The sequence below is a fragment of the Pseudomonas sp. CFBP 13711 genome, assembly GCF_014842265.1.
In the GTDB taxonomy this organism is placed as follows: domain Bacteria; phylum Pseudomonadota; class Gammaproteobacteria; order Pseudomonadales; family Pseudomonadaceae; genus Aquipseudomonas.
Genome location: NZ_JACYVI010000010.1, coordinates 125,404 through 149,059, shown reverse-complemented (window position 1 = coordinate 149,059; position 23,656 = coordinate 125,404). Strand labels below are relative to the sequence as shown.

General features: G+C 63.1%; 18 protein-coding genes and 1 pseudogene. 5 read left to right on the top strand and 14 right to left on the bottom strand.

The genetic code is table 11. The annotated features are described in order from the left end of the window. Nucleotides 1-37: 37 nt before the first annotated feature. On the bottom strand, nt 38-523 hold the full coding sequence (locus tag IFT47_RS19060) for a GNAT family N-acetyltransferase (RefSeq protein WP_192173568.1): 486 nt from the start codon (nt 521-523) through the stop codon (nt 38-40). Continuing rightward, complete coding sequence (locus IFT47_RS19055; RefSeq protein WP_192173569.1) at nt 516-1,466, bottom strand: LysR substrate-binding domain-containing protein; 951 nt, start codon at nt 1,464-1,466, stop codon at nt 516-518. Before IFT47_RS19055 ends, IFT47_RS19060 begins: the two co-directional genes overlap by 8 nt. Nucleotides 1,467-1,596: 130 nt before the next feature. Between IFT47_RS19055 and IFT47_RS19050 the strand changes: the two genes are divergently transcribed. Next, nucleotides 1,597-1,986: a RidA family protein gene (locus IFT47_RS19050; RefSeq protein ID WP_108119461.1), complete on the top strand. Its 390-nt coding sequence runs from the start codon at nt 1,597-1,599 to the stop codon at nt 1,984-1,986. Nucleotides 1,987-2,108: 122 nt separating this feature from the next. Next, nucleotides 2,109-2,804, top strand: coding sequence for a tRNA (adenine(22)-N(1))-methyltransferase (locus IFT47_RS19045; protein ID WP_192173570.1), 696 nt, complete (start codon nt 2,109-2,111; stop codon nt 2,802-2,804). Nucleotides 2,805-2,870: 66 nt separating this feature from the next. Here the strand turns inward: IFT47_RS19045 and IFT47_RS19040 are convergent, their stop codons facing one another. Next, on the bottom strand, nt 2,871-4,292 hold the full coding sequence (locus tag IFT47_RS19040; protein WP_192173571.1) for a sugar porter family MFS transporter: 1,422 nt from the start codon (nt 4,290-4,292) through the stop codon (nt 2,871-2,873). A 108-nt stretch (nt 4,293-4,400) separates the two neighbouring features. Beyond that, nucleotides 4,401-7,064 (bottom strand): ATP-binding protein, encoded by a 2,664-nt coding sequence (locus tag IFT47_RS19035; protein WP_192173572.1) that lies wholly within the window; start codon nt 7,062-7,064, stop codon nt 4,401-4,403. A 279-nt stretch (nt 7,065-7,343) separates the two neighbouring features. Here IFT47_RS19035 and IFT47_RS19030 point away from each other — a divergent pair, with 279 nt between their 5' ends. Beyond that, the gene (locus IFT47_RS19030; RefSeq protein ID WP_342345378.1) at nt 7,344-10,247 is read left to right on the top strand and encodes a chemotaxis protein CheB; all 2,904 of its coding nucleotides are present in this window, start codon (nt 7,344-7,346) and stop codon (nt 10,245-10,247) included. 14 nt (nt 10,248-10,261) lie between these two features. Beyond that, the gene (locus IFT47_RS19025) at nt 10,262-12,511 is read left to right on the top strand and encodes a putative bifunctional diguanylate cyclase/phosphodiesterase (RefSeq protein ID WP_192173574.1); all 2,250 of its coding nucleotides are present in this window, start codon (nt 10,262-10,264) and stop codon (nt 12,509-12,511) included. On the opposite strand, the gene IFT47_RS19020 is transcribed toward IFT47_RS19025, so the two are convergent. Next, nucleotides 12,464-13,306: a phosphatase PAP2 family protein gene (locus IFT47_RS19020; RefSeq protein WP_192173575.1), complete on the bottom strand. Its 843-nt coding sequence runs from the start codon at nt 13,304-13,306 to the stop codon at nt 12,464-12,466. The two genes, IFT47_RS19025 and IFT47_RS19020, sit on opposite strands and share 48 nt — an antisense overlap. A gap of 319 nt (nt 13,307-13,625) precedes the next feature. Here IFT47_RS19020 and pmrG point away from each other — a divergent pair, with 319 nt between their 5' ends. Continuing rightward, on the top strand, nt 13,626-14,312 hold the full coding sequence (gene pmrG, locus IFT47_RS19015; RefSeq protein ID WP_192173576.1) for a lipopolysaccharide core heptose(II)-phosphate phosphatase PmrG: 687 nt from the start codon (nt 13,626-13,628) through the stop codon (nt 14,310-14,312). 14 nt (nt 14,313-14,326) lie between these two features. On the opposite strand, the gene IFT47_RS19010 is transcribed toward pmrG, so the two are convergent. The 9 genes and pseudogenes from IFT47_RS19010 to arnB form a co-directional block, all read right to left on the bottom strand. Next, a complete protein-coding gene (locus tag IFT47_RS19010) occupies nt 14,327-14,620 on the bottom strand; it encodes a winged helix-turn-helix domain-containing protein (RefSeq protein WP_192173577.1) in 294 nt (97 codons plus the stop codon). 186 nt (nt 14,621-14,806) lie between these two features. Then, on the bottom strand, nt 14,807-16,201 hold the full coding sequence (locus tag IFT47_RS19005) for a UDP-glucose dehydrogenase family protein (protein ID WP_192173578.1): 1,395 nt from the start codon (nt 16,199-16,201) through the stop codon (nt 14,807-14,809). Beyond that, nucleotides 16,179-16,584 (bottom strand): annotated as a pseudogene (arnF, locus tag IFT47_RS19000) (4-amino-4-deoxy-L-arabinose-phosphoundecaprenol flippase subunit ArnF). Before arnF ends, IFT47_RS19005 begins: the two are co-directional and overlap by 23 nt. 26 nt (nt 16,585-16,610) lie before the next feature. Beyond that, nucleotides 16,611-16,955, bottom strand: coding sequence for an EamA family transporter (locus IFT47_RS18995; RefSeq protein WP_192173580.1), 345 nt, complete (start codon nt 16,953-16,955; stop codon nt 16,611-16,613). Further along, nucleotides 16,952-18,604, bottom strand: coding sequence for a lipid IV(A) 4-amino-4-deoxy-L-arabinosyltransferase (gene arnT, locus IFT47_RS18990; RefSeq protein WP_192173581.1), 1,653 nt, complete (start codon nt 18,602-18,604; stop codon nt 16,952-16,954). The genes IFT47_RS18995 and arnT overlap by 4 nt, the downstream gene beginning before the upstream one ends. Beyond that, entirely contained in the window at nt 18,601-19,482 is an 882-nt protein-coding gene (arnD, locus tag IFT47_RS18985; protein WP_192173582.1) for a 4-deoxy-4-formamido-L-arabinose-phosphoundecaprenol deformylase, read from the bottom strand. Before arnD ends, arnT begins: the two co-directional genes overlap by 4 nt. After that, nucleotides 19,482-21,494, bottom strand: a complete 2,013-nt coding sequence (gene arnA / locus IFT47_RS18980; protein WP_192173583.1) for a bifunctional UDP-4-amino-4-deoxy-L-arabinose formyltransferase/UDP-glucuronic acid oxidase ArnA — start codon at nt 21,492-21,494, stop codon at nt 19,482-19,484. Before arnA ends, arnD begins: the two co-directional genes overlap by 1 nt. Next, nucleotides 21,491-22,501, bottom strand: a complete 1,011-nt coding sequence (arnC, locus tag IFT47_RS18975) for an undecaprenyl-phosphate 4-deoxy-4-formamido-L-arabinose transferase (RefSeq protein WP_192173584.1) — start codon at nt 22,499-22,501, stop codon at nt 21,491-21,493. Before arnC ends, arnA begins: the two co-directional genes overlap by 4 nt. Further along, a complete protein-coding gene (gene arnB, locus IFT47_RS18970) occupies nt 22,498-23,646 on the bottom strand; it encodes a UDP-4-amino-4-deoxy-L-arabinose aminotransferase (RefSeq protein ID WP_192173585.1) in 1,149 nt (382 codons plus the stop codon). Before arnB ends, arnC begins: the two co-directional genes overlap by 4 nt. Nucleotides 23,647-23,656: the final 10 nt, after the last annotated feature.

The following is a 23,656-nucleotide window of genomic DNA, read 5'->3' as shown; positions in this document are numbered from 1 at the left end:
CGTCTACAAGATGACAGATGCGTGCGATGAACGGCGCTTACATCAACCGCATCCCCATTTCATACGCCCGCGTCTCAAACCCGAGCTCTTCATACAGCCGCCGCGCATGGGTATTGAAGCCCCACACCGACAGGCGAATGTCCTGCGCGCCGCGTTCCAGCGCCCACGCTTGCACGTGCTGGATCAGCCCACGGCCCAATCCTTTCCCCCAGAAAACCTGGGCCACGCACACCGAGCCAATCCGCGCGAATTCCATCGGCTGCATCAACGGCCCACCTGCTGAAAACATCCCCGCGCTGACAAACCCTGCCGGTCGATCCCCTACAAACGCCAGGAAAATAACCTGCTCCGGGTTGTTCAGAAAGCTCAGCCAGTGAGGGGCATCGCGGGTGTGATCCAGGGTTTCATCTGTGTAAATATCGGGACGCTCCGCGTGGTGAATGGCGTTGAGTAGCTGCCCCAGTTCGCAGATTGCCGTCACGTCCTCGGCCATGGCTTGTCGGTAACTGATCACTTCATCCATTGCGCGTCGCTCCTTGTACAACTGTTGCGGAAGATCGGCTCTTGTACCCGTCGCCCATCAACTCCACAACCCAGTCGATGAACACCCGCAGCTTGATGCTGATGTGCCGGTTGGGCGGGAAGGCCACGTACATCGGCATCGACTCCAGCTGCCAGTCGTCGAACAGCGTAACCAACTCACCGCCGAGCACCGACGCCTGTGCCATGTACTGCGGCAGCCAGAGGGCGCCCATGCCGGCGAGGCCTGCTGCTAGGTACGCGTTGCCGTCGTCCACCGTGAGCAAGTAGCGGCTCTGCACCTGAACCCTTTCGCCGTCCCGCTGCAGCACCATCGGGAATAGCTGCCCGGTGCGCGCCCAGCGGTAACCGACGATGCGGTGCTGCGGGTCTTCGAGGTCACGGGGATGAGCCGGCTTGCCTGCGCGCTGCAGGTAGGTCGGCGCCGCGTAGACGCCCAGCTTCAGGTCGGTGATGTGCCGCGCCATCAGCGATTGGTCGGTCAGCTCGCCGCCGCGCACCACGCAGTCAACGTTCTCGCCGATGAGGTCGATCATCCGGTCGCTCACGCCCAGGTCGATCTGGATGTCGGGGTAGCGCGCGTTGAAGTCTGGCAGTGCCGGGATCAGCACCATGCGTGCGAACGGGCTGGGCACGTCGACACGCAAACGCCCTCGGGGCGAGGCGGAGGCAGCGGACAGACCGGTTTCCGCGTCATCCAGATCCACCAGCACGCGCAGCGCACGTTCGTAGAACACCGCGCCGTCGGCCGTGACGTTGACCTTGCGCGTGGTGCGGTTGAGCAGCTTGACCCGCAGCCGCGCTTCAAGCTGTTGCACCAATTGGGTGACCGTGGTCTTGCTCATGTGCAACGTGCCGGCGGCCTTGGTGAAACTGCCGGTTTCCACCACTCGAACGAACGCCTGCATCGCGTCGAAACGGTCCATCGCACCACCTGATTGTTTGGAGAATGCAAACAGTCTTGATCAAGGCTGCTGGTTTATCCAGCGAATCCGCCGCCCTACAGTCTGCCCATCGAAACGACGGAGCATCCCGCTCCGCTGAAGGAGAAGACCCATGACTGTTCGTGACGTTGTATTCCCGCCCGGCCGCCACGCATTGTACGAGCGCAATCGCTACTCGCCGGCGATCAAATCCGCCGGCTTGCTGTTTGTCTCGGGCCAAGTGGGCAGCCGCGAAGATGGCTCGCCCGAACCCGATCTGCGCGCCCAGGTCCGCCTGGCGTTCACCAATCTCAACGCCATTCTCAATGCCGCCGGCTGCACCTTCGATGACGTGATTGACGTCACCGTGTTCATGGTCGATCCGCAGTCGACCTTCGAAAAGGCCTGGGAAGTGGTGCCGGAGTTCTGGGGCGAAGCGCCGCACCCGACCATCACCGCCGTAGGCGTGACCTGGCTGTATGGCTTTGATTTCGAGATCAAGGTCATCGCGAAGTTGCCCTAGCGCTGTCTGGTCAACCTGCCAGCCGAGTGCCGCCGCAGTTGAAATCCACGCCACAGCCCGACAGACTCACGGCCCGTTTCGGCAGGTCGTGCCGGGCGGTGGCGAGATAAGGGGCGGCAAGGTTGAACGAACACACATTGTCCAGGCGCCTGGAGCGGGTGGCGGCGCTGGTGCCGGCCGACGCGCGACTGGCTGACATCGGCTCCGATCACGCGTACCTGCCGGTGGCGTTGATGCGCCGTGGGCTCATCGCGATGGCCGTGGCGGGGGAGGTGGCGACGACGCCGTTCACGGCGGCCGAACGTTCGGTGCGCGAGAACGGCTTCGAGGAGCACATCCGCGTGCGTCTGGCCGATGGCCTGGCGGCGATTGAAGCGGATGACGGCATCACCGCGATCAGCCTCTGCGGCATGGGTGGCGAGACGATTCGCGACATCTTCGAGGCCGGTAAATCGCGTCTGAATGGAAAGGAACAACTGATTCTGCAGCCCAACGGCGGCGAGCCTGAACTGCGTCGGTGGTTGATGGACAACGGTTATCGCATCGTCCATGAGGACGTGCTGCGGGAGAACCGCTTCGACTACGAAATCATCGTCGCCGAACGCAGCGGGCCGGTGGTGTACAGCCCTGAAGCGTTGTACTTCGGCCCGTTGTTGATGGCGGCGCGCAGCCCGGCGTTTCTCGACAAGTGGCGGCGCCTGCTGCGTTACAGGCAGCGCACGTTGGCCAACTTGCAACGTGCGCGGCAGGCGGTGCCGGAAGACAAGCTTCGCGACACCGCGCAGCAAGTGCGCTGGATCACCGAATTGCTTGGCTGAACGTGCGCGGTCTCAGCCCTCCTGTTTCAGGTCCCGGACCCAAGGCCCGGAGCCTGAAACTTCGTCTCACAGCTCTTTCTTCATGTGCTTTTCGATCTGCTCCAGGGACTTGCCCTTGGTTTCCGGCAGGCACAGGAAGACGAAGATCAGCGAGCCGATGTTGATCGCCGCAAACACGAAAAAGGTCGGGTTGCCGATCGTGTCCACCGCGATCGGGAACAGGAACGCGACGGTCGCGTTGAACAGCCACTGCATCGACACCGCGGTGCCGGTCAGCAAGCCCCGGACCTGCATCGGGAACAGCTCGGACATCAGCAGCCAGTACACCGGCGAGATGCACATCTGCATGAACAGCAGGAACACCAGAATGCACGCCAGCGCGGCATAGCTCTGGGTCAGGTTCTGCGGCATGAACATCAGCACGCAACCCAGCGCCGCCTGCATCATGATCACGATGACCAGACCGGTCATCAGCAAGTGCCGACGCCCGTAACGGCCGATGGCCCAGATCCCTAGCAAGGTCGCGATGACCGAGACGATGCCGTTGCCGATGGTCGCGGTCAGTGCAGCGTTGGTGCCCATGCCGGTGTGTTTGAGGATGATCGGGGTGTAGTACATGAACGCGTTGACGCCGGTGAACTGCGCGGTAAAGCCCAGCCCGACACCGATCAGCAGCAGCTTCAATACCCACGGCTGACGCAGCAACTCGCGAGCGGCGACGCGCTTGTGGGCTTCTTTCTCCTGGGTTTTCATTTCCTCGACTTCGCGCTTGGCGGCGTCTCTGGTGTCACGCAGTTGTTCGAGCACCTGCTGCGCTTCATCGAAACGACCTTTCGAGGCCAGCCAGCGCGGCGACGGCGGCACGAAGAACGTACCGATCAGCAGCAAAACGCCCGGGACCATGGCGATGGCCAGCATGTAGCGCCAGATGCCGGGGGTGTGCAGCAACGCCGCGAGCACCGCGCTCAGCACATAGGCCAGCAACTGCCCGCTGACGATCATCAGCTCGTTGCGGCTGACCAGTCTCGCGCGGCGCGAGGGCCCGGCGATTTCGGCAATGAAGACCGGCACCGTGGCCGAACCACCGCCAACGGCGATGCCCAGCAGAAAGCGCGCGGCGACCATGAACGGCACCGACGGCGCAGTGGCTGTACCGAGGGCGCCGACGATGAACAACAGCGACAGCATGCGCAGGGTCACGCGTCGGCCAAAACGGTCGGACAGGTAACCGCTGGCCAGCGAGCCGAAGGCGGCGCCGACGATCAGCGATGCGGTGATCAGCCCTTCGCTGACGGGGTTCAGGCCAAGACCGCCCTGATCGAGCGGCAAGGTCATGAAGGGCAGAGCGCCCGCGATGATGCCCGTGTCGTAACCGAAAGCGAGTGCGCCCATGGTGGCGACAAGGACCGAGATGAAGATCAGACGACGCGGCGAAGTGCGCTGCTCGTCTGGTTGGCCTATGGCGGCGGATGGGGTGCTGGAAGACATGGAAACCTAAACCTCTCGTGGAACTGGCGTTGTGCCGGTTCGCTGACGTCGTGCTTAGGGGCATGCCGGGCCTGTGAGTTCCGTGAGAGGGCGAAAAAACCTGACCGATCAGTCGTGAGCGAGAGCGCCAGCCTGGAGCATCTCGCCGACCTTCTGCGCGAAGACGTTCATGCCAAAGGGCTTGAGCAATACGGCCATACCGGTTTCCAGTTGATCCCCGCCCACCGCCGAGTTTTGCGCGTAACCGGTGACGAACAGCACATCCAGTGAGGGCAGCAGGGCGCGGGCGGCGTCGGCGACCTGTCGGCCATTCATACCGCCGGGCAGGCCAACGTCCGTCACCAGCAGATCAATCGATGCCATCGAGCGGAGCATTTGCAACCCCGACGGCCCGTCCATGGCTTCGCTGACCTGATAACCGCGTTCGCGCAGGGCGTCGCACATCAGCATGCGCACGTGGGGCTCGTCGTCGATGACCAGCACGCTTTCGCCACGGCTGTGGGGCTGCGACGGGCAGCGGGCAGTCGCTTGTTCGCGGTCACCCAGATGGCGCGGCAAGTACATCGAGATCGTCGTGCCCGCGCCGTGGGTGGAGCGCGCCTGAATGGTGCCGCCGGACTGGTGCACAAAACCGTGAATCATCGACAACCCCAGGCCTGTGCCCTGGCCGATGGGTTTGGTGGTGAAGAACGGGTCGAAAATCCTGTCGAGGATCTCCGGTGCGATGCCGGTACCGCTGTCGCTCACGCTGAGTTCAACGAAGTCACCCGGGGGCAGCTGCGCCGCGATCCCGGCGACGTGGTCAGCCGAGACGTTGCGGGTCTGCACGGTGAGTACGCCGCCGTTGGGCATGGCGTCGCGGGCATTGAGCGTCAGATTGACCAATGCGCTTTCCAGCTGCGGTGCGTCGATCTTGCTGAGCCACAGGTCGCCGCTGGCAATGGTGCTGATGCTGATGGACGGGCCGATGGTGGACGCGATGAGCTGACCCATGCCCGCCACCAGCCGATTGACGTCGGTGGGCTTGGGGTCGAGGGTCTGGCGACGGGAGAACGCCAGCAGCCGCTGGGTGAGGGTGGCGGCGCGATTGGCCGAATCGTGGGCGGCATTGACGTAGCGATCCAGGCCGTCGACCCGGCCGTTGGCGATGCGCCGCTCGATCATTTCCAGGCTGCCGATGATGCCGGCGAGCAGGTTGTTGAAGTCGTGGGCGATGCCGCCGGTGAGCTGCCCAATGGCTTCCATCTTGTGCGCCTGGCGCAGGGCCGAATGGGCTTCGGACAATTCCTGGGAACGAGCCTGCACCCGTTGTTCAAGTGTTTCATTGGCGCTCTGCACCTGCTGGAACAGCGTCGCGTTGTCGATCGCAATGGCGGCCTGAGCGGCCAGGGCTGACATCAGGTTTTCGTGGCGTGGGGTAAATTGAGCGGGCTCGGTGTGGCCGTAGAACAGGCCGCCCAGCACGTCACCCGAGCGCGACACCACCGAGACTGCCAGGTAGCTGCGCACCGGCGCATGGCCGGCCGGCAAGCCAAAATGCGGCGTGATGCCGCCATAGCGCGGGTCCGGCAGGATGTCGTCAGAGCGCATCACGCCCTCGGTGAGGAACGCCGGTGCGAACACCGGACAGGCCCGCGGCCCCGGCAAGTACGCCAGTTCGGACGACTGAGCGCCCGACAGCGTGAAGAGGTCAAAATGACCGCTGGTAGCATTGTGGAAATACCCGCCGATCTCCGCGCCCGTCATCTCGCGGCCGGCATCGGTCACGGTCTGCACCAGGCGTTTGAGGTCCAGCTCCAGGGCCAGCTCGGTATTGACCCGGTTCAGCGTTTCCAGGGTCCGGGTTTCCTCGCGCAACGCCGCTTCGCTGGCCTCCAGCGCGGCTCGGGAGATATGCGCCTCGGTCACGTCGTAGCCTTCACAAAAGATACCGGTGACCTGACCGGTCTCATCGAGCAGCGGCTCATAGATGAAATCCAGATAACGCACTTCGCACGGGGCGTCGGGATGACTGAGCTGGATCGGGGTGCGTTGCTGCACCAGCCGCTCGCCGGTGCTGTAGACCTCATCCAGCCATTCGTAAAACCCTTGGCCCACCAGCTCCGGGAACGCTTCGTAAATGGTCTTGCCCACGTAGTCGCGCTCGCCGAACAGCCGGGTGTAGGACTGGTTGACGAATTCAAAGCGGTGCTCGGGGCCGTTGAGCACGGTGATGAAGCCGGGCGCCTGCTCGAACATCTTGCGCTGGCGGACGAGTTCTTGCGCCCGGCGACGCTCGGCCAGAATCCGGTCAGTCACCTCGTGGCCCTGATTGAGGATGCCCGCGATGCGGCCGTTTTCGCCGCGAATGGGCGTGAGGCTGTAGTTCCACCAGCTTTCCTGCGCCCGCCCGCCGCGTTCCATCATCAACAGTTGGTCGAACGTCGAAAAGCCTTGGGCGTCTCGGTAGGCCGCCTCGAACTGCGGGCCGACGACGTCCCAGATGGCCGACCAGACTTCACGCGCCGGGCGGCCGAGCGCCGCCGGATGACGGTCTGCCGGAATCGGCGCCCAGGCGTCGTTGTACAGCAGGCAGAAATCCTCGCCCCAATAGATAGCCGTCGGGAAACTCGAATGCAGGCAGATGCTGATGGCCGAGCGCAGGGACTGCGGCCAGCCCGCCGGCTCGCCCAACGATGTCGACGCCCAGTCGAAGTCCCGGATCAGCTGCCCCATTTCGCCGCCGCCCAGGAGAAAATCCAGGGGGGCAATTTGTACGGTGTCCGACTTCATGGGTGACGTCTCGACGCAGTGGTTCAGAGAAAGGATGGACTGGGAACGCAGGAAGAGATTTCCGCTTCTGGATGAACGGCAATCAGGCGCCACGCCGTGACCCGTCCTGCATTGATATGGCACTGAGCTATCAGGGTCTGGGCGGGCGCCAGTGTGACAGTAATGCGTTCGCCTGTCTGGCCTATCGCGTGTCCGGCGGGCGATGGTGGCATATCCGCCATTGCCGGGTGGGCTGGCAGCGGGCATCATCCCCGTCCATTCGACACATGGAGGCGTCCCGTGCCCGACACCGCGCTGCACAACCGCCCGCAAGGCCGCCTGCTCGTCGGGCTTGGCGCGTCAGCGGGCGGCCTGGAAGTGTTGCAGCGCTTCCTGCGATTGATGCCAAGCGACTCCGGGATCAGCTTTCTGGTCATCCAGCATCTTGCGCCGACCACGCCCAGCCTGCTCACCGAAATCCTCGCCCGTTCGACCCGCATGACGGTCGTCGAGGCCACCCATGGCGCGACCCTCGACCCCGACACCCTGTACGTGATCCCGCCGCAGTACGCCCTGAGCGTCACGGCCGACGCATTGGTCCTGACCCGCTACGAAGGGGTGCGCGGCCACCATCTGCCCATCGACGCCTGCTTCGCGTCGATGGCCGAGCATCACGGGGCGAGGGCAGTCGGCGTCATTCTGTCCGGGACCGGGTCAGACGGCACTGCCGGCTGCCGGGCAATCCTCGACCATGGCGGCCGAACCCTGGTGCAATGGCCGGAAGAGGCGACCTACAGCGGCATGCCCAACAGCGCGATTCAGGCGGGCAACGCCAGTCATGTCCTGAGCGTCGAGCAAATGCCTGGGGTACTCACCGGCGCCAGGGACCCGGACGGTCCTGCACCGTCGATCAGGCAGGGGGACGCCATGCAGCAGATTCTTCTGCACCTGCGCAGCATGACCGGCCATGATTTCACGCAGTATAAAAAGAGCACCATCGCCCGGCGGATCGAGCGGCGTCTGCAGATCATGCACCTCGCTGGTGAGGATGATTACCTGCGGCTGCTGAAGGACTCGGCAGAGGAGTGCAAGTCGCTGTTCAACGAGTTGCTGATCAACGTCACTCAGTTCTTTCGTGACCCTGCTGCGTTCACGGTCATGCAACGGCAGATCCTCCAGCCGATGATCGACGCCAAGGCTCCCAATGAGCCGCTGCGAGTGTGGATCGCCGGTTGCGCCAGCGGCGAGGAGGCTTACTCGGTGGCCATTGTTCTGCATGAACTGCTGCACGCGCAGGGGCAGGCCGCCGGTGTGGTGCCGGGCATTCAGGTGTTCGCCACCGACCTGGACGCCGACGCCATCAGTACCGCCCGCGCCGGTTTTTATCCGCAGACCATCGCCAGTGACGTCAGCGCCGAACGCCTGGAGCGTTATTTCAGCCCCGTTGAAGGCGGCTACCGGGTGAAGAAGGAAATCCGCGAGATGATCGTCTTCGCGGTGCAGAACGTGATCAAGGATCCGCCCTTCACCCGCATCGATCTGTTGTGCTGCCGCAACCTGATGATCTACCTGGGGCATGCGCTGCAGAACCGCCTGATTCCGACCTTTCACTACGCGCTCAAGCCTGACGGCGTGCTGTTTCTGTCACCCTCCGAGAGCATCGGCGGGCATGCCACACTGTTCACGCCGTTGCAGCGCAAATGGAAATTCTACCGGGCCGTGAAGACCCGAACCCCCAAATCCATGCCGATGGACAGCACGCTGTCGTGGCTGCCCAAACCCATCAGCCGACCTGCGGACCGCCCTGCGACCATGACCAAGGAAACCAACATTGCCGAACTGACCCGCCGGGCGCTGCTGCAGGACTTCGGCCCTGCCTCGGTGGTCACCGATTTGACCGGCAACATTCTGTATGTCCACGGCGACACGGGACGCTACTTGCGTCCGGCGCCGGGGCAGGCCAGCCTCAACGTGGTCGAAATGGCCCGCGAAGGCCTGCAGCTGGACCTGCGCGGTGCGGTGCAACGTGCCGCCCTCAGCGCCGAACCGACCTCGACCCAGCCGTTGCAGGTCAGCAGCGATGGCGCGACGCGCTGGGTCAGCCTCAGCGTGCGTCGGATGGGCAACACGGCTCAGGGCGAGCAATTGCTGCTGATCACGTTCCAGGAACCGGCCAGCGGCGTAGATATCCCGCCGGACGCATTGCCCGCCACCGCCGCACATCTGGCGCCCGAACGGGTCAGGCTGCTGGAGCACGACCTGGCTTACACGCGGGAGAATCTGCAGGCGACCATCGATGAATTGCAGCACCTGAACGAGGAGCTGGGCGCGGCCAACGAAGAGATGCAATCGACCAATGAAGAGCTGCAGTCATCCAACGAGGAGCTGGAAACCTCCCGTGAGGAGCTGCAATCGGTCAATGAGGAACTGGTCACCGTGAATGCCGAGCTGCAGGCGAAAATCGAGCAGCTCGGCGACATGCAAAACGACATGAAGAACCTCCTCGACAGCATCAATATCGGGACTATATTTCTTGATACAAAGCTGATTATTCGCCGCTTCACGCGCGATGCCGTGAAGATCTACCGCCTGATTCCCAAGGATGTGGGGCGGCCACTGGCCGATATCTCTTCGTACATTCACTCCCTGGACCTGCTGGTCCCCGCACAGGAGGTGCTCGACATGCTGATCCCGCAAGAGATCGAGCTGTGCACTGTCTCGGGCAACTGGTTCCTGGCGCGGCTGGCACCGTACCGCACGCTGGACAACGTCATCGACGGCGTGGTGATGACCTTTCACGACATCAACAGCCGCATCGCTAACCAGAAGGCTGTGCAGGCTGCGCGGGAACTGGCGGAGGCCATCGTCGACACGGTGATCGAGCCGTTGCTGGTGCTGGATGAAAACCTCTGCGTCGTGTCCGCCAGTCGTTCCTATTACCGGACCTTCCCGACGACCGAGCCGTTGACCACCGGCCGCAAGCTCTTCGAACTCAACAACCGACAGTGGGATATCCCGGCGCTGCGGCAAAAGCTCGGCACGATTCTGGAAAGTGACACCAGCTTCGACGGTTTCGTCGTGGAGCATGAGCTGACCGGCTCAGGGCCGCGGGCGATCACCCTGAATGCCCGTCGGGTGGTAGGGGACGGCACGCGTCCGCACCTGATTCTGCTGGCGATGCAGCCTGAACGTTCGCAGACCTGAGGCGCGGGAGGACCATGAAGACGCCGCCCTCTGCGCCCCATATCGCCCAACCCGCCGACCCGCTCGACGACCTGGATGACAACGCCCGGCTGCTGCTTGACCTGCAATTGCATCAGGTTGAATTGCAGACTCAGAACGAGGAACTGCGCGCTGCGCAATCCGCATTGGAAGCCTCGCGCGATCTCTATCTGGATTTGTATGAGAACGCGCCGGTGGGCTACCTGACGCTGACCCCGCAAGGGGTCATTGAAGCCGTCAACCGCACCGGCGAGACACTGTTGACCTACCCGCGTCATCGCCTGCTGCAGCGCCGTTTTGCCGGCCGTGTCGTCAGCCGGGACCGCGACCATTGGCAGCAAGTATTCGCCCGGGTCTGTCGCACGGGCCAGGCGCAAGAGTGCGATCTGAGCCTGGAGCGCACCGACGGTACGCACTGGCAGGCGCGGCTGAACTGCGCGCGCCCCGGCGGCGAGTCAAGTGGCATTCGGGTGACTCTCACCGACCTCACCGCGCGCCGCCAGATCGAGCAGCGACTCAACCTCGCCGCCAGCGTGTTCACCCACGCGCGGGAAGGCATCATGATCACCGACCCGGCCGGTGCGATCATCGAAGTCAACGACGCTTTCACTACCATCACCGGCTATGGACGCGAGGAGTCGATGGGCGAGAACCCGCGCTTCCTAGCCTCCGGCAGGACGCCGCGTGCGCAGTACGTCAGCCTCTGGCACAGCCTGCTCTCGGAGCGTTACTGGCAGGGCGACTTGTGGAACCGTCGACGTGACGGATCGGAGTACGCCGCGCGGCAGACCATTACCGCCATCGTCGATGCCCGTGGCGTCACTCAGCATTATGTGTCGCTGTTCACCGACGTCACCGAACTGCACAGCTATCAGCGTCAGCTGGAATACGTGGCCCATTACGACCCGCTGACCCATTTGCCGAACCGCGTCCTGCTGGCCTCGCGCATGCAGCAGGCGATGGCCGATGCTTTGAGCAACGGCACCCGGCTGGCGCTGGGCTACCTGGACCTTGACGGCTTCAAGGCGATCAACGATCTGCACGGGCATGACGTGGGTGATCGGGTGCTGTCCAGCGTGTCGCGACGCATGCAGCAGGCGCTAAGCGATGCCTGCACGCTGGCACGCCTGGGCGGAGATGAGTTTGTGGCGCTGGTTGTCGATCTCGATCAAGTCTGCGACAGCGCGCCGATGCTTGAGCGACTGCTGGCGGCCGCCAGCGAAATGGTGCAGGTGGGCGCGCTGAACCTGACGCTCTCGGCGAGCATCGGCGTCAGTTACTACCCGCAGGACAACGAGATCAGCGCCGATCAGTTGCTGCGCCAGGCCGATCAGGCGATGTATCAGGCGAAACTCGAGGGCAAGAATCGCTTCCGCGTGTTCGATGCGCAGCATGACCAGGAGATGCGTGGGCACAACGCGCGACTGGACCGTATCGATCAGGCCATTCGCGAGGAGGAACTGCGCCTGTATTTTCAGCCCAAGGTCAACCTGCGCACGGGCGCGGTCGTCGGTGCGGAAGCCTTGCTGCGTTGGGAGCATCCGGAGCGTGGACTGCTGTTGCCGGGCAGTTTTCTGCCGCTGATCGAAAGCAGCTCACTGGCGGAAGTGGTCGGGGAGTGGGTGCTCGAAAGTGCCTTGAGCCAGATCGAGTGCTGGCAGCGGGAGGGGCTGCTTCTGGCCGTGAGCATCAACGTTGGGGCACGGCAACTTCAACACCCTGATTTCGTGGCCAACCTGACCGAACGGCTTGCGGCTCACCCTGATGTCGGGCCGGAAATGCTGATGATCGAGATCCTCGAAACCAGCGCGCTGGAAGACGTCGAAGGGGTCTCGCGCACCCTGCGTGCCTGCGAACAACTGGGCGTGAGATTTGCCCTGGACGATTTCGGCACAGGGTATTCATCCCTTAGCTACTTGAAGCGCTTGCCGGTGGCGCAACTGAAGATCGACCAGACGTTCATTCACGGCATGCTCGACGCCCCCGGTGATATCTCGATCCTGCAGGCGATACTGGGCCTGGCCAGTGCGTTCGGTCGCGAAGTCATCGCCGAGGGCGTCAACAGCCCCGCCCAGGCCTCACGCCTTTTGCAGCTTGGTTGTGAGGTCGTCCAGGGGTTCGGGATCGCCGAGCCAATGCCGGCGACGCAGATGCGCGGCTGGATCGACGCCTGGCTGGCTGACGCGCTCATGCCACACTTACAGATCAGTGACCTGATTGGGGCCGGGCACCGGCCGCTTCCGTAGCGCGGGCCTGACCTCGTCGACGGGCGCAGGGGCGAGCTGTCGCCAGCCATAGAAGGCAAGGGCGGTGAGCAGCGCACCGATCCACACAATCACCCCGGCCCAGAACGTGTGCGACATGAAGTGCCAGCCCTGCAGGACGCGCGTGGTGCCGTAGATCGCGCCCAGAACCATCGATGCGTAAAGGATCGCCCGGGCGTGGCGCCACTGATGACGCCGCGCGACGAAGTACAGCGCGACCATGGTGAAGCCGCCGGAGGCATGCCCACCCGGCCAGCAGCGACCGGCGCCGGCTTCATGGAACAGGCTGAAATTCTCGAACCACTCCCTTTTCTCCATCGTCCCGCCGTACAGCGTGGTTTCCACGGGGCAGTAGATGCTGGTGTGGCTTTTAAAGAAATGGATCATGCCGGTGATGATTGCAAACGACACGACGATGTACAGGAAGTCCCGGCGGTGGCGAGCCGTGAAGCGCAGCACCGGGGCGATGCGCAATGTCTCCAGCGACCTGATCAGCCGGTCGTGCCGCCCGGGTTTGAACAGTGGCCAGATAAACGACAGGATTGAGCCAATGATCGCGGCTTCCCCGGTGAGGTCGGGAATGATCCTCGGCCAGCGGTGGGTCAGGTTTTCGAACAGGCGGTTGTGGCCGTAAGGAAACTCGTGATTGGGGTAGTACAGCCAGTTGCTGATCATCTCGTCCAGGGACGTGAGGTCGAAGACCACGAATATCGCCAGCGCAATGGCGATCGGTAAACCCAGGTTCCAGGCATAAAATCGTGATCGTTCGCTTCGCACGTTGGAATGTCCCGATAAGCGTCATTATTAACTTCGTCCGGCCATTGCCGGCCGCTGGTGGAACATAGACACGCGCAGGTCAAGCGGCAGTGAAGGGAACGTGAAAACTCTATTCAGATTTGAGGAATGTGTAATTCGTTAGTTGAAGCGCGCGTGTAAGCGTGAAGATTTAACTATCTGCCCGGAATGAATGACTTTTTAATGCCACTGTTTTTTTCACCTGCCGTTAACCAAACGATCATGCATCGCTGTTTACGCTTGCTCCCATTCAAGGACACAGACTTCCATCTGCCGATGGGCTCATAGTCGGAGTAACACGATGCGCGATCATTCCAATGTCCTGCTTGCACTCAGGGCGGGCAAGTTACCTCGAAACCGTCACACAGTTAGAGTGCTGCTGAGCGCTGCGGCCATCGGCGTGTCGCTCCTGCTGTTGACGGGTTACACCTATTGGCCGCGTTCGCCGATTGCCCTCGCCAGCGGTGAGAACATGAACAGGGCGGGGCTTTATGCGAGCTGGAAGAAAGGCGAGGTGGTTGTGCTGGTGCGCCACGGCGAGCGCTGCGACCGCTCTGACAAGGAATGCCTCGGGCCAGACGACGGGATCACCCGCAACGGCAACCAGGCGTCTGCCGAGGTGGGACGATCATTAAGCCAACTGGGGCTGGACCAGACCGATGTCATCGCCAGCCCGTCCACGCGCACGGAGCAAACCGCCGCAGCCTTGTTCGGTCATCCGGTTGCGTCACAGGACTGGCTGTTTGACTGCGAGAAGATGAACCTTGGCCGGGTCATGGCGCACAAGGCAAACGACCGTAATCTGGTGGTGGTGACCCACAGCGGTTGTATCGGCCAGATAGAAAAAGAGCAAGGTTATCCCCATGCCGATAACAGCGAATATGACAGTGCGGTATTTATATCGCTGGATAAGCGCAGTCGGCCGGTTATCCGGGGTGTGCTTAATCCCGAGGACTGGAAGCAATTGGCGATGAAGGAAGGTAAGTAAGCCGACGTGTGCGGCTATTTACAAAGCTGATAGCCGACGCCATACACCGTATGGACCAGCGGGAAGGCAAAACCGTCGTCGACTACTTTTCTGATTTGATGCACGCGAGTGCCGAGACCGGTGCTCTTGTGAGTGCCTTGTTCGCCCCAGAGCATTCTGGCGATCTCTTCCTTGCTGACAATGGCGGGACTTTTCAGCATCAGCAGCGCCAGTATGTCGATGTTGGTCGGGTTGAGTTTCAGGTGTTTGTCCGCGCGGAACGCCCGGTACTTCCCGGTATCCAGCACCAGATCTTCAACAACCAGCATATAAATGATCCCACCCTCGCGACAGTGGCGGGATAGTAGGGCCGCGATTGTCAAAAATTGGTTTGAGGGGTGTGAAGAACTCGTGGGACTGACGCGGGAATTAAATCTGGACTGGCGCCGTACTCAATTGTGGGACAGATACTGAACCCCTTGTGGGACCGGCTTCAGCCGGGAAGGCGTCGGCTGCTACACCATCGCCCCACCCGCCACATTCTTGTACGGCAGCCACTGCTTCTGCGGGATCGGCAATTCGCAGGAGTCCCCACGCCCGATCGGGTAGTAGTGAAATCCGCTGCGCGCCAGCCGCTCGGTGTCGTACAGGTTGCGGCCGTCGAAGATCACCGGTGCGGCGAGGCGTTGCTGGATCAGTTCGAAATCCGGGGCCTTGAACTGTTGCCATTCGGTGCAGATGATCAGCGCGTCGGCATCGTTCAACGTCGACTCCGGCGTGCCCATCAGAATCAAATCCTTGCGGTTGCCGTAGAGGCGCTGCGTCTCTTGCATGGCTTCGGGGTCAAATGCCCTCACTGTGGCGCCGGCATCCCACAGCGCTTCCATCAGCACCCGGCTCGGCGCGTCGCGCATGTCATCGGTGTTCGGCTTGAACGCCAGGCCCCACAACGCAAACGTCTTGCCCCGCAGATCCCCTTCGTAAAAGGCTTTGACCCGCTCGAACAGTTTGTTCTTCTGCCGCTCGTTGATGGCTTCGACCACCGCCAGCAGGTCGTTGGAACAGTGGGCTTCCCGGGCGCTGTGGATCAAGGCGCGGATGTCCTTGCCGAAGCACGATCCACCGTAACCGCAGCCGGGGTAGATGAAGTCGTAGCCGATCCGTGAATCCGCGCCGATGCCCAGCCGCACCGATTCAACGTCCGCGCCCAGGTGTTCGGCCAGTTCGGCGATCTGGTTGATGAAGCTGATCTTGGTCGCCAGCATGCAGTTGGCCGCGTACTTGGTCAGCTCGGCGCTGCGCAGGTCCATGAACATGATCCGGTCATGGTTGCGGTTGAACGGCGCGTACAGCTCACGCATCACCTTGCGCACGGCATCGCTGTCGCAGCCGATGACGATCCGGTCCGGGCGTCGGCAATCGTTGACCGCCGAACCCTCTTTGAGAAACTCGGGATTGGAGACGATATCGAACTGCAGCAAGCGCCCGGCCTGGCGCAGGGCTTTGTCGATGTGTGCACGCAGGGCGTCGCCACTGCCCACTGGCACGGTGGACTTTTCAACGATGATCAGCGGTTCGGAGCGGTAAGTGGCGATGGCCTCGCCAACCGCGAAAAAACCCCTCAGGTCCGCGGAACCATCGTCCCGGGACGGGGTGCCGACGGCGATGAACAGCACCTCGGCGTGCTCGACCGCCAACTGGGTGTCGGTGGTGAACTGCAGGCGTTTGTTTTCCAGATTCTCCCGCACCAGGCTGGCCAGCCCCGGTTCGAAAATATGCACCTGACCTTGCCGCAACTGCTCGACCTTGGTCTGATCGATGTCCATGCAGACCACGTCGTGGCCGACTTCAGCAAGGACGGTGGCTTGCACCAGCCCGACATACCCGCTACCGAAAACGCTGATTTTCATGAAGAAAAGCCCTGTGGAGGAGTGCTGGAAATGCGCCGAAGGTTGATGGTCAGCACGCCCATCACGATCAGCATGACGCCCAAAGTTTTCGATCCCGTGAACGTCTCGTTGAAAAATGGCAGAACCGCGGCGAGCGCATACACCAGCCCGTAGCTGACGCTGAGCAGTGAATAGGCACGACTTAGGGGCAGGTCGCGCAGGGCCAGCAGCCAGGCGAGCATCGACAGGGCGTAAGCGATGATCGCGACGCCGATCACCAGCACGGCTGCGGGCTCGAATCGCGCCAGACTCCCCGGCTCAAACCACAGCGCAGACGAGGGCAGACGGCTCATGCCCCAGCGCATGCCAAGCTGCGCCGAACTCACCAGCAGCACGCTGCCCATTGCCCAGACGGTCGCACTCGACCGGCTCATGCCTGGCGCCCGAGCAGCACAACGCCGGCCAGAATCAGCGCGACACCCAGCCAGTGCACGGCGTCGATGGACTCCTTGAACACAAAGCGGCTGGCCAAAGTGATGAGCACCACGTTGAGCCCCAGCATCGGGTAGGCGATGCCGACCTCCAGGCGCTGCAACACCAGCAGCCAGCCGACGAGGCCCAATCCCAGACAGCCCACCGCCAGCCACAACCAGAACGAGCGAGCTGCCGCGAACACGCCGGGAAACGTTCCGCGCCAACGCTCCACCGCACACTTCTGCGCGACCTGGCCCAGACACGTCAGCCCGCAGGTGCCCAACAGCAGCAGCCAGGTCATGGCCCTGTCTTCCCGTAAATGAGGATGATCAGATTGCCTTCGTCGAAGCGCTCGGCGTCCTTGGGCAGCAGTTCGAGTTCGCGCAGCTCCTCGTCGCTTCTGCCGCGCATGACCACACCCACCTGACCCTCTCGCCGGGCCTGGGTCATCCACTCATCAACCCCTTTAAGAGTGACTTCGCGACCCTTCACGTCGGGATAACCCAAGCCGTATTCCAGCTCGTTCCAGGTGTTGAAAAACGACACGTCGGTTCTGTTCAGTCGCCAGGCCAGTGCCGACGCAGCGCCCAGGTCATTGCTCAACAGGTGGGTGCTGGCCGCCAGTTGCGCCTGATGGGCAAGCACCAACTGGTCAGGCGTCTTGTTGTGCACGACGTCATAGGGAAGTGCTACCGGCAACAGCGCCACCAGCAGCCAACCGCCCAATGCCGGCGCCGCCCAATACTTCACCGGTCGCAGGCCTTGCAGGGCGTTGCTCGCACACCAGCCGGTCAGGACGATGAGCGCCAGGAACAGGTGCAGCGGTTCGTGGGCGTACAGCGGCTGTTTGATTTGCAGGTACAGCAGCGCCCCGAATCCGAGCAGACCAACGGCGGCGTTGAGCCATCCGTTGACGCGCAACGCGGTGAGCTGACCTTGCTTGAGGCGCTCGATCAGCCCATCGGCCATCAACAGTGCCACCGGCATAAGGCACGGCAGAATGTAGGTCGGCAGCTTGCCGTTGCTGACGCTGAGAAACGCCAGTGGCACCAGCAGCCACAACAGCAGAAAGCCGATGTCGGGTCGACGCCGGTGCTGCCAGGCCTGGCGGAACGTGACCGGCAACAACCCGGCCCACGGCAGGCAGGACACCACCAGCAGCGGCAGGTAAAACCACCAGGGTTCGGCGTGCTGGGCATCGGCCCCGGCGAATCGCCGCACGTGCTCGTGCCAGAAGAAGAACCGCCAGAAGTCGGGTTCCCGGGCATGCACGGTGAGCACCCACGGCAGGCTCACGACGATGGCAATCAACACCGCCAGCGGCCCGTACCGAAGCAGTTCCCCGACGCGTCGCTGCCAAAGCATGTAGGGCAGGGCGATCATCACCGGCAGCGCCCAGGCGAGGAAACCCTTGGTCATGAAGCCGATGCCGCAGGCCAGACCGATCACAGCCCAGGCACCCAGTCGAGCACGCCCGCTGCTGTGAACGGCGCACCAGAATCCCACCAGCGTCAGGTTGGCCCACAGGGTGAACTGAGGATCGAGGTTGGCGTAACCGGCTTGCCCGGCAATGAACGCAAAGCTCATGAACAGCAGCGCGCTGGCGAAACTCTTGCGCGGGTCGTTCCACATCCGCGCGGCGAGCCAGTACGCGAGCGCCACGCTCAGACCACTGCTCAACGCCGACACGATGCGCACGCCGAACAGGTTTTCGCCAAAAACCGCCTGGCCCACGGCAATCAGCCAATAGCCCGCAGCGGGTTTTTCGAAATAGCGCAGGCCCATGAAATGTGGCGCGGCCCAGTGACCGCTGTGCAGCATTTCCTGGCTGATCTGGGCGTAGCGGGTTTCATCGGGAATCCACAAACCGTGGAACCCCAGCGGCAGCAGGTAGAACGCGGCGAAGGCCAGCACCAGCAGGGCGATGTTGCGCTGTTCGGCTTTGATCATCGCTGCACCCCCAGCCAGCCTTCGCGCCCGCGCAAAGCGCCACGCACCAACTGGCCTGAAGGCAGGTGATCCAGTGAATTCGGCAGCAGCGCGCCGAGGGGCTGAAAGTCGATCCCACGGTTTTTCGCCTCACTCAACAGCGCGCGAAAAGCCGGGGCCATGACGATGCCTTCCACCTCGGCGTGGACGGTGTAGACGTTCAGCTTCGAGGCTGCGAAGCGCCCGAGGATGTCGTCGTTGAACGCCCGCGCGTCCAGCTGTGGCGAAACCAGTTCGTCGTAGGTCGGCAGGTCCACCGGAATCTGCGGCGTGGCCAGAGCGCCATCGGCCAGCATCGGGCGAAACATCGACGTGCCCCGGCAGTCGCTGTTGTAGCGAAAACCGAATGCCTCTTTTGCCTGCACCACGCGCTCATCGGCGCGCCAGCCGGCGGCGGCGGAGCAGGTCACCGGGTGGCCGAGAATATCGCTGAGAACGTCAACGCCGCGCTGGATCTGATGACTCAGTAGAGCCTCGCTCCAGCGACCGGCATTGGCCTGCCAGGCATGGTGATCCCAGGCGTGCAAGCCCACTTCATGACCGGCGTCCCGGGCGCGGCGCATCAGCGGCCCGAGGTCGCGGCCAATCAGTTTGCCCGGCCACGCGGTGCCGGCCAGCAGAATGTCCCAGCCGTACAGACTGGCCGCCCGGGAGCGCAGCATTTTCCAGAGGAATTGCGGACGCGCCAGGCGCCACAGATGGCGGCCCATGTTGTCCGGGCCGACGCTGAAGAAAAACGTCGCCTTGACCTGCGCTTCGTCGAGCAGGTCCAGCAGTCGCGGCACACCGTCGCGAGTGCCGCGCCAAGTGTCGACGTCGATGCGCAGGCCGGCCTTCATCAGACGCGCGCGCCTGTTGAACGGGGCAGTTCGGCCTTTTCGGCCATGGCTTCCCGCAGAAAGAAGTCCAGGGTCTTGCCGATGGTTTCGCTGAGCTCGATGGTCGGTGTCCAGCCGATCAGCCGCCGTGCGTTGTCGATGCTCGGCTTGCGGTGGCTCACGTCCTGGTAGCCCTTGCCGTAGAACGACTGGCTCTCGACTTCACGAAAACCGGCGAAGGGCGGGAAGTTATCGCGCAGCGGGTGGGCCTCGAACTGGCGCAGCAACTCGGTTCCCAATTGGCGAATGCTGGCCTCATTGTCGGGGTTGCCGATGTTGATGATCTGGCCGTTGCAGTGGCCGCCCTTGTTTTCGATGATCCGCGCCAGGGCTTCGATGCCGTCGACGACATCGGTGAAGCAGCGCTTTTGCGCACCGCCGTCCACCAGCCGGATCGGCGTGCCCTCGACCAGGTGAAGAATCAGCTGAGTGATGGCCCGCGAACTGCCGATGCGCGCGGAGTCCAGGCGGTCCAGCCGCGGCCCCATCCAGTTGAACGGGCGGAACAGGGTGAACTGCAAACCCTTCTGCCCGTAGGCCCAGATCACCCGGTCGAGCAACTGCTTGGACACCGAGTAGATCCAGCGCTGCTTGTTGATCGGGCCGACCACCAGGTTCGAGGTGTCCTCGTCAAAGCTGGCGTCCTGGCACATGCCGTACACCTCGGACGTCGAGGGGAAGATCACGCGCTTGTTGTACTTGACGCAGTAACGGACGATTTTCAGGTTTTCTTCGAAGTCCAGCTCGAACACCCGCAGCGGGTTGCGCGTGTATTCGATGGGCGTGGCGATGGCCACCAGCGGCAGCACCACGTCGCACTTTTTGATGTGGTACTCGATCCACTCGGAGTGGATGCTGATGTCGCCTTCGATGAAGTGGAAATTCGGCCTGGCGCGCAGGCGTTCGATGGCGTCCGAACCGATGTCCATGCCATAGATTTCGTAACGGTCGTCCTGCAGCAAACGCTCGGACAGGTGATTGCCGATGAAGCCGTTGACGCCGAGGATCAGCACGCGGGTGCGCCGGACCGGGCGGCGCGGGTCAATGCCCTGCAAGCGCGAACCCTCCACCAGACCGAACTCGCGAGCCAGTTGCGCGCCGCTCAGGTACAGGCCGTCGTCGCCGCGCTGGCCGGCACTGATCACCAGCGAGCCTTCGCCGCAGGCAATGCGCAACGGCTCGCAACCGAGCACCGTACCGGGCGCCTCGCCGGTGTAACCGGTGTCTGCTCGCGCGGCCCAGACAATCAGTTTGTGTTCGCCGACCGGGCAAAAGGCGCCGGGGTAGGGCTGGGTCACTGCCCGCACCAGATTGCCCAGCCGGGTTGCGGGGAGCGACCAGTCGATCAAACCGTCGGCAGCGGTGCGCCGGCCGTAACAGGTGGCGGCGGATTCATCCTGGGATGTCCCCGACAACTGACCCCGGGCAAGCAATGGCAGGGTTTCCGAGAGCAGGTCCGCCGCGGCTTCACGCAACTTGCCGTGCAGGGTCAGCGCCGTTTCTGTCGGGCTGATGGCGATGCGTTGCTGGGCGAAGATGGGCCCTGCGTCGGCGCGCTTGACCATCTGATGCAAGGTCACGCCGGTTTCGCTTTCGCCGTTCACCAGCACCCAATTGGCCGGCGCCCGGCCCCGATACCTGGGCAGCAGCGAACCGTGCAGGTTGAACGCACCATCTTTCGCGCAGGCCAGCAGCGGTTCGCTGAGCAACTGGCGGTAGTAAAAGGAGAAGATGAAATCGGGTTCAAGCCGGGCGATGCGCTCAAGCCACAGCGGGTGATTGGGGTCTTCCGGGGCGTGCACGGCAATCTCGTGTCGAGCGCACAGCTGGGCCACCGAGCCGAAGAAGGTTTTTTCCTTGGGGTCGTCGGCGTGGGTGAACACCGCAGCGATCTCATACCCGGCGTCGAGCAGGGCCTGCAGGCCAACGCAGCCAATATCGTGGTAAGCGAAAACGACAGCTTTCTTGTTCATGGCGCAACCTTGTGGGCGTAAGCGGGGGCAGAAGCGGGGGCGTCGAGCGCAATCACGGGGGATCCACGGACGACTTTCTCAATGAAAAAGCGCGGCCGCGCGCGCACGTCGCTGTACATGCGGCCGAGGTATTCGCCGAGCAGGCCCATGCCGATGAACTGCCCGCCGGTGAACACGAACAGCACCGCAAACAGGACGAAAGTGCCGTGCCCGGCCCACGGCGCGCCGAAGATGAGTCGCAGGGCGACCAGCGCCAAAGCGAACAGCACGCCGAGCAAGGCCATGCCAAAACCGACAATGCTCAGCAGGCGTAGGGGCGTGGTGGTCATGCAGGTGATCAGGTCGAACATCAGGTTGATCAGGCGCATGGGGCTGTATTTGGAGTCGCCGTGCTCGCGCTCGGCGTGCTCGACCAGGATTTCCGTGGTGTGCCGGGCGAAGCTGTTGGCCAGAATCGGGATGAAAGTGCTGCGCTCCCGGCAGGCGAGCATGGCGTCGACGATGTTGCGTCGGTAGGCGCGGAGCATGCAGCCGTAGTCGTTCATCGCCACGCCGGTGGAGCGCTGTACGGCCAGATTGATCAGCTTCGACGGCCAGCGCCGCCAGGCGGAATCCTGCCGCTGGTTGCGCACCGTGCCGACCACGTCGTAACCCTGCTCGGCGAGTCGCACCAGACGGGGAATCTCTTCGGGCGGGTTCTGCAGGTCGGCGTCCAGGGTGATCACCACGTCGCCCTTGCACTGCTCGAACCCCGCCATGATTGCCGCGTGCTGGCCGTAATTGCGATTGAGAATGACCGCCACCACGTGGCTGCCTTGTCGCTCGGCGGCCTCTTGAAGCAGCTCGGCCGAGGCGTCGCGGCTGCCATCGTCGACCAGGACGATTTCGTAGGCGCAGTTCAACAGGGCGCAAGCGGCCTCGGTGCGGCGCAGCAACTCGGGCAGGCTCTGTTCCTCGTTGTAGACCGGGATCACAACGGACACACAGCGGACGGGATAGGCTTTCAAGGGCGCGCTCCGACGATGGATTCAATGGCACCGACCACGCGCTCGACATCGTCGCCGGTCATGTCCGGGAACAGCGGGATCGAACACAGCCGCGACGAATTCCACTCGGTGTTCGGCAGGTGCACGTCCGGGAAGCGCTGGCGGTAATAGCGGTGCAGATGGGTGGCGATGAAGTGAATGCCGGTGCCAATGCCGCGCTCTTGCAGGGCCTTCATGAACCCGTCGCGGTCCAGACCGCAGCGCTCGGGGTCGATGCGCAGGATGAACAGGTGCCAGGCGTGTTGTTGCGGGTAAACGGGCTGGGAGAGCGGCATGGCCGGGCCGTTTCCCAGTCGCTGCAGATAGTGCTCGGCGAGCCGACGGCGTTGCGCGTTCATGTGATCGAGCCGGTGCAGTTGCACGAGGGCCAGGCTGGCGTTGATGTCCGCCAGGTTGTACTTGAAGCCGGGCTCGATGACTTCGGCCTGGGGTTTGCGGCCCAGGGTCAGGCGGTCGTAGGCATCGACGCCGAGGCCGTGGAATTTCAGCTGACGCACCCGATCTGCCAATACGGCCAGATCGGTGACCAACATCGCGCCTTCTGCGCAGGTCATGTTTTTGATGGCATGAAAGGAAAAAATCGCCGTGCCACGGCTGCCCACCGGCCGGCCTTTGTAGGCCGTGCCCGCCGCGTGGGCGGCGTCTTCGATGACGGCGATGCCGTGGCGCTCCGCGAGGGCATAAATCGGGTCGAGATCACAGGCCGCGCCGGCGTAATGCACCGGGACAATGGCTTTGGTGCGTGGGGTGATGGCCTGTTCGATCAGCGTCGCGTCGGTCATCAGCGTGTCGCGGTCGACATCGACAAACACCGGGGTGGCGCCCAGCAGGCAGATCATGTTGGCGGTCGAGACCCAGGTCTGCGAGGGCGTGATCACTTCATCGCCGGGGCCGACGCCCAACGCGAGCAAGGCGATGTGCATGGCGCCTGTCGCCGATGAAACAGCGATGGCATGCCTGGCACCGACCCGTTCGGCGAACTGTGCCTCGAGCTGCTGGCATTCGGCGCCCGTGGTGATCCAGCCGGAGCGCAGCACGCGGGTCACCGCCGCCACTTCTTCATCGCCGATACTGGGGCGGGAAAAAGGAAGAAAAGCCTCATTCATAAAGAGGACG